Annotated in this window: 7 protein-coding genes; 2 read left to right on the top strand and 5 right to left on the bottom strand. The window is 69.6% G+C overall.

Annotation, left to right across the window (positions count from 1 at the left end; translation table 11 throughout):
• Positions 1-138: 138 nt before the first annotated feature.
• The 3 genes from ACZ6CL_RS05030 to thyX all read right to left on the bottom strand — a co-directional run bounded on the left by ACZ6CL_RS05030 (position 139) and on the right by thyX (position 3,794).
• Positions 139-1,824, bottom strand: coding sequence for a ribonuclease J (locus ACZ6CL_RS05030; RefSeq protein WP_468931182.1), 1,686 nt, complete (start codon positions 1,822-1,824; stop codon positions 139-141).
• A 125-nt stretch (positions 1,825-1,949) separates the two neighbouring features.
• Positions 1,950-2,849, bottom strand: coding sequence for a 4-hydroxy-tetrahydrodipicolinate synthase (dapA, locus tag ACZ6CL_RS05025; protein ID WP_468931180.1), 900 nt, complete (start codon positions 2,847-2,849; stop codon positions 1,950-1,952).
• Between the two features lie 168 nt (positions 2,850-3,017).
• Complete coding sequence (gene thyX / locus ACZ6CL_RS05020) at positions 3,018-3,794, bottom strand: FAD-dependent thymidylate synthase (protein ID WP_468931178.1); 777 nt, start codon at positions 3,792-3,794, stop codon at positions 3,018-3,020.
• Between the two features lie 198 nt (positions 3,795-3,992).
• Here thyX and ACZ6CL_RS05015 point away from each other — a divergent pair, with 198 nt between their 5' ends.
• Both ACZ6CL_RS05015 and ACZ6CL_RS05010 read left to right on the top strand, forming a co-directional pair.
• Positions 3,993-4,229: a hypothetical protein gene (locus tag ACZ6CL_RS05015; RefSeq protein WP_468931175.1), complete on the top strand. Its 237-nt coding sequence runs from the start codon at positions 3,993-3,995 to the stop codon at positions 4,227-4,229.
• Positions 4,230-4,292: 63 nt separating this feature from the next.
• Positions 4,293-4,880: a hypothetical protein gene (locus ACZ6CL_RS05010; protein ID WP_468931172.1), complete on the top strand. Its 588-nt coding sequence runs from the start codon at positions 4,293-4,295 to the stop codon at positions 4,878-4,880.
• A 29-nt stretch (positions 4,881-4,909) separates the two neighbouring features.
• Here the strand turns inward: ACZ6CL_RS05010 and ACZ6CL_RS05005 are convergent, their stop codons facing one another.
• Together ACZ6CL_RS05005 and dapB are read right to left on the bottom strand one after the other, a co-directional pair.
• On the bottom strand, positions 4,910-5,377 hold the full coding sequence (locus ACZ6CL_RS05005) for a hypothetical protein (protein WP_468931170.1): 468 nt from the start codon (positions 5,375-5,377) through the stop codon (positions 4,910-4,912).
• Positions 5,378-5,387: 10 nt separating this feature from the next.
• Positions 5,388-6,140: a 4-hydroxy-tetrahydrodipicolinate reductase gene (gene dapB, locus ACZ6CL_RS05000; protein ID WP_468931168.1), complete on the bottom strand. Its 753-nt coding sequence runs from the start codon at positions 6,138-6,140 to the stop codon at positions 5,388-5,390.
• Positions 6,141-6,146 lie beyond the last annotated feature (6 nt).

Below are 6,146 nucleotides of genomic sequence, written 5' to 3'. Positions count from 1 at the left end.
TCTCGGGGCCCCCCGGAGGGGGGGGACTTTCTCTGTTTCCCCTTTCGGGCGGAGCAAGAAACGGACGGGGGCGGGCCTCCTACAAAAAAAAAGGCCCCCCCCGCCCGGGGTTCAGCGCCTCCTGGAGCTGAGGTCGCGTCAGACCTCGACCACCACGGGGAGGATCATCGGGCGCCGGCGGTAGCTGTCGGACACCCACTTGCCCACGGCCCGGCGCACCAGCTGCTGGATCTGGTGCGAGTCCGCGACGCCGTCGGAAGCCGCCTTGGCCAGGGAGTCCTCGATCTTCGGGAGGACCGCGGAGAAGGCCCCGTCCTCGATACCGGAGCCTCTGGCCTGGATGTGCGGACCACCCACGATCTTGCCGGTCGTGCTGTCGACGACCACGAAGACCGAGATGATGCCCTCTTCACCCAGGATCCGGCGGTCCTTGAGCGAGCTTTCGGTGACGTCGCCGACCGAGAGGCCGTCCACGTACACATAGCCCGCCTGTACCTTGCCGGTGATCTTCGCGATGCCGTTGACGAGGTCGACCACCACGCCGTCCTCGGCGATGACACAACGGTTCTTCGGGACGCCGGTCAGGGCGCCCAGTTCGGCGTTGGCGCGCAGATGGCGCCACTCGCCGTGGACCGGCATCAGGTTCTTGGGCTTGCAGATGTTGTAGAAGTACAGCAGCTCACCGGCCGAGGCATGGCCGGAGACGTGCACCTTGGCGTTGCCCTTGTGGACGACGTGCGCGCCCCAGCGGGTGAGCCCGTTGATGACCCGGTAGACCGCGTTCTCGTTGCCCGGGATGAGTGACGACGCCAGGATCACCGTGTCGCCCGGGACGATGCGGATCTGGTGATCGCGGTTGGCCATGCGGGACAGCGCGGCCATCGGTTCGCCCTGGGAGCCGGTGCAGACGAGCACCACCTCGTCGTCCGGGAGGTCGTCGAGGGTCTTCACGTCCACCACGAGGCCCGCCGGGACCCGCAGATAGCCGAGGTCACGGGCGATCCCCATGTTGCGGACCATCGAGCGGCCGACGAAGGCCACCCGGCGTCCGTATTCGTGGGCCGCGTCGAGGATCTGCTGGATGCGGTGCACATGGCTGGCGAAGCTCGCGACGATGATGCGCTTCTGGGCGCTCGCGAAGACCTGGCCCAGGACGTTGGAGATGTCGCGTTCCGGCGGGACGAAGCCGGGGACCTCGGAGTTGGTGGAGTCCGACAGGAGCAGGTCGATGCCCTCCTCGCCGAGCTTGGCGAAGGCGGGCAGGTCGGTCAGGCGACCGTCCAGCGGCAGCTGGTCCATCTTGAAGTCGCCGGTGTGCACGGCCAGGCCGGCCGGGGTGCGGATGGCGACCGCGAGGGCGTCCGGGATGGAGTGGTTGACCGCCACGAACTCGCACTCGAAGGGGCCGATCCGCTCCAGGTTCCCCTCCTCCACCTCCAGCGTGTAGGGGCGGATCCGGTGCTCCTGGAGCTTCGCCTCGATCAGGGCGAGGGTGAGCTTGGAGCCGATCAGCGGGATGTCCGGCTTCTCGCGGAGCAGGAACGGCACGCCGCCGATGTGGTCCTCGTGCCCATGGGTGAGCACGATGCCGTCGATGTCGTCGAGGCGGTCCCGGATGGACGTGAAGTCCGGCAGGATCAAGTCGACTCCGGGCTGCTCCTCCTCGGGGAAGAGCACCCCGCAGTCGACGATCAGCAGCCGGCCACCGTATTCGAAGACCGTCATGTTGCGGCCGATTTCGCCGAGGCCGCCGAGCGGGGTGACGCGCAGGCCACCCTCCGGAAGCTTCGGCGGCGGGCCGAGCTCAGGGTGCGGATGACTCAAAAGACTCTCCTCACCACGCGCGCCACGTGCCCCCTGGGGCACATGGCGCGACGTGACATTCGTGCACTTGCTGATATGTCTCTATGCAGTTGTGAAGTATGAAGGTGCGACTATCGCGTCTTTGACTAGAGCTGTACCCCGCCAGCGGCAAGATCGCGCTTGAGCTGTTCCGTTTCCTCGGGGGACAGCTCGACGAGCGGCAGGCGCAGTGGCCCCGCGGGCAGGCCCTGGAGGGCGAGCGCGGCCTTCGACGTGATGACGCCCTGGGTGCGGAACATCCCGGTGAAGACCGGGAGCAGCTGCTGGTGGATCTCCGTTGCCTTCGCGACGTCGCCCTGGAGGTGGGCTTCGAGCATCGCGCGCAGTTCGGGGCTGACGAGGTGGCCCACCACGGAGACGAAGCCCACGGCGCCGACCGACAGCAGCGGCAGGTTCAGCATGTCGTCGCCGGAGTACCAGGCGAGGCGGCTGCGCGCGATGGCCCAGCTGGCGCGCCCGAGGTCGCCCTTGGCGTCCTTGTTGGCGACGATGCGCGGATGCTCGGCGAGCCGGACCATGGTCTCGGTGCTGATCGGGACGCCACTGCGGCCGGGGATGTCGTAGAGCATAACCGGCAGGCCGGTGGCGTTCGCGATGGCGGTGAAGTGCTGGAGGATGCCCTCCTGCGGGGGCTTGCTGTAGTACGGCGTGACGGCGAGCAGGCCATGGGCACCCGCCTGCTCTGCCGCTCGGGCCAGCTCGACGCTGTGCCTGGTGTCATTGGTGCCGGCTCCGGCTACGACGTGGGCGCGGTCGCCGACCGCCTCCACCACGGCTCGTACGAGCTCGGCTTTCTCCACATCGCTGGTGGTCGGGGACTCGCCGGTGGTGCCGTTGACGATCAGGCCGTCATTGCCGGCGTCCACCAGATGAGTGGCGAGCCGCTGGGCGCCGTCGAGGTCGAGGGCTCCGTCAGCGGTGAACGGCGTGACCATGGCGGTCAGCACCCGCCCGAAAGGGGTCTGCGATGTGGATGTCGGTGCCATGGGCACCACGCTACTCGTAGCGCGCCCCGCGGCGCTCGCTCGGGGCGGCGGAACAGCGCCACGAGAGAGGACCCGGCACTGCCTGCTCGGGGGTTCAAGCAGTGCCGGGCCCTTTGTTCAGCCTAGATGAACTTCTCGAAACGCCGCAATACGGACACTTCGCTCGCGCTACGGAGCCACCCGGCCATTGGCGTTGAAGGCCGCGTGGGTGAGCGGCATCAGGCCGGCCCACGCCTCCTCCATCTTCTCCCCCACCATCTCGATCTCCCGCTGCGGGAAGGACGGCACGGCGGCCTGCTCATGCTGGGTGCGCAGGCCCAGGAAGTGCATCAGCGAGCGCGCGTTGCACGTGGCGTACATCGAGGAGTACAGGCCGACCGGGAGCACCGCGCGGGCCACCTCGCGGGCGACCCCGGCGGCCAGCATTTCCTGGTACGCCTCGTACGCGTGGCGGTAGGCGTCCTCCATCGCGCGGCCGGTCAGCGCGTGCTGCTCGGGGGTGCCGTCGACGAACTCGTACTTCCCCGGCCGGCCCTGCTGGACCAGCTTGCGGTCCTCGCCGGGCACGTAGAAGACCGGCTCCAGACGGCGGTAGCGACCCGACTCCTCGTTGTACGACCAGCCCACGCGGTGCCGCATGAACTCGCGGAAGACGAAGATCGGGGCGCTGATGAAGAAGGTCATCGAGTTGTGCTCGAACGGGCTGCCGTGCCGGTCGCGCATCAGGAAGTTGATCAGCCCCTTGGAGCGCTCCGGGTCCTTCGTCAGTTCGTCGAGGGACTGCTCACCCGCGGTGGACACCCGCGCGGCCCACAGGACGTCGGAGTCGGCGGCGCTGTGCTTCACCAGCTCGACGGTCACATCGCTGCGGAAACTGGCCTTCTCGGTCTCGGCCGGGCTCTCCGCCGGGCGCTCGGCGGGGGTCTCGGCGGGGGTCTCGCTCACCGACGGGTCCTTCCATATCTGCATCGCTCAGGGCGCGCCCAGCTTACGGGCCACCACCGACAGGTCCGCTCCGCCCGGCCCCCATACGCCCTCGCAGAAAATTTTGACTGAAGTTCCTGAAACAGGGCACCAGGAAGGCCGTTCACACGTCCTACACACTGAAGTGCCCGCGCTCGAGGTTCCAAGGAGAGCCCGCTCATGTTCCGCCGGCGAGAGCCCGTACCGTTCGCCTTCGTCGCCGAAGCCGATCGTTTCCGCAGTAATGTCACCCCGCCTCCCCGCCCCAGGGCGTCCCGGACCGAGCTCACCGGCCGGACGCTGATGGGACTGACGATCGTCGCCGGTTTCGTCGGCGCTCTGATGTTCGGGATGCCCGCGCTCGACAGTCAGTCGCACCCCACTCAGCAGGTGCAGGAGGCATCACACGGGCGCTGAGCAGTGCTGAGATAGCCTCACTCAGCACAGACCAACGGACGTGTGTGTGAGTGAGGACATCCCGTGCCCCTGCCCTTCCTGACAGCCGAACGCGCACATGATGACGACCGAGCGGGGCCCGAAGCGGCCCCGCTCTCGCATGTCGACGTCACGTATGCCGAGGACGCCTACGAGGATCCGGAGCGCCGGCGCCGCCCGTACCGGCCGGGGCCCTGGCGGGTCGGCGGGGCGGCGGTGCTGCTCCTGCTCGCCTCGTATCTCCTCTTCTCGGCGCTGATCATCGTCCTGGCGGGCTCCGGGTCCACGGCGGGGGTGTGCGTCGCCGCGGCGGCGCTGGTGATCGCGTTCGCGTTCCGGATGGTGGGGGCGGGTGTCCGGGCGAGTGCGCGGGGGCTGCGGCGGACCGGTCTGTTCTCGTCCACGACGCTCGCCTGGCAGGACGTCGCGTCGATACACACGGTCCAGCGGCCGGTGCGCGTGCTGGGCCTTCCGCGGACCGCGCAGGGGCAGGCGGTGCTCGCCGAGCGGACGTCGGGCGGCACCCCGCTGACCCTGTTCACCAGCCATGACACCGATTTCCTGCGGCGCCCCGAGGCCTTCCGCGCGGCCGCCGACGCCCTGGACGGATGGGCCGCCCGGTACCGCCACTAGGCCCCTGTCGCTGCTAGGCCCTGTCGCCGCTAGCCGGAGATGTCTGCGGCCCGGACCGGCTTGCCGTCGTGGAGGGCGATGGCGCGCTGCATCGCCTTGCGGGCGCGGGCGGTGTCGCGGGCGTCGTGGTACGCGACGGCGAGCCGGAACCAGGAGCGCCAGTCCTCCGGCGCCGCCTCCGTCTCGGCCCGCCGCTTGGCGAAGACCGCGTCCGCCGAGTCCCGGTCGATGCGCCCGCTCGGCGTCCGCACCAGCTCGTCGACCGGCAGGCCGCCCTCGGCGTCCAGTTCGCGCGCGAGCCGGTCGGCGTCGCGCGCGAACTGGGTGGTCTTCCACAGGAACCAGCCGCCGATGAGCGGCAGCACCAGGACAGCCGCGCCGTAGGCGATGGTCACCGGGGTGCCCTGCCGGATGAGCAGCACCCCGCGGTCGCCGACCAGCACGAAGTAGACGACCAGGACGGCCGCGAGAACGAAATATGTGAGTTTTGCGCGCACCGGTGTGCCCTCAGTCCAGATCGAGGAAGTGTTCCAGGCCGAAGGTCAGGCCGGGGGTGGTGACCACGCGCCGCGCGCCGAGCAGGATGCCCGGCATGAAGCTGCTGTGGTGAATCGAGTCATGGCGGATGGTGAGGGTCTCTCCCTCTCCGCCGAGCAGGACCTCCTGGTGGGCGAGGAGGCCGCGCAGCCGTACGGAGTGCACCGGCACCCCGTCCACCGAGGCGCCCCGGGCACCCTCGAGACCCGTGGCCGTCGCGTCCGGCTGCGGGGCGCACTCGGCCTCGCGGCGGGCCTCGGCGATCAGCTGGGCGGTGCGGGCGGCGGTGCCCGAGGGGGCGTCCACCTTGTTCGGGTGGTGCAGCTCGATGACCTCGACCGATTCGAAGAAGCGGGCGGCCTGGCGGGCGAAGCGCATGGTCAGTACGGCGCCGATGGAGAAGTTCGGAGCGATGAGCACGCCGGTGCGGGGCGACGCGTCGAGCCAGCCGCGCAGCTGCGCGAGGCGCTCGTCGGTCCAGCCGGTGGTGCCGACGACGCCGTGGATGCCGTGCCGTACGCAGAAGTCGAGGTTGCCCATCACCGAGCCCGGGTCGGTCAGCTCGACCGCGACCTCGGCGCCTGCCTCGACCATGGTTTCCAGCTTGTCGCCCCGGCCGAGGGTGGCGACCAGCTCCATGTCCTCGGCGGCCTCGACGGCCCGTACGGCCTCGGAGCCGATCCGGCCCTTGGCACCCAGGACGGCCACGCGCAGCTTGCTCATCGTTCC

The organism is Streptomyces sp. NPDC041200 (genome assembly GCF_055591805.1).
This window is presented reverse-complemented; position numbering and strand designations above follow the sequence as displayed.

Coding starts and splice junctions, on each gene's coding strand:
- dapA (WP_468931180.1), bottom strand. CDS start 2,849: ATGGCACCGACATCCACATCGCAGACCCCTTTCGGGCGGGTGCTGACC.
- ACZ6CL_RS05015 (WP_468931175.1), top strand. CDS start 3,993: ATGTTCCGCCGGCGAGAGCCCGTACCGTTCGCCTTCGTCGCCGAAGCC.
- dapB (WP_468931168.1), bottom strand. CDS start 6,140: ATGAGCAAGCTGCGCGTGGCCGTCCTGGGTGCCAAGGGCCGGATCGGC.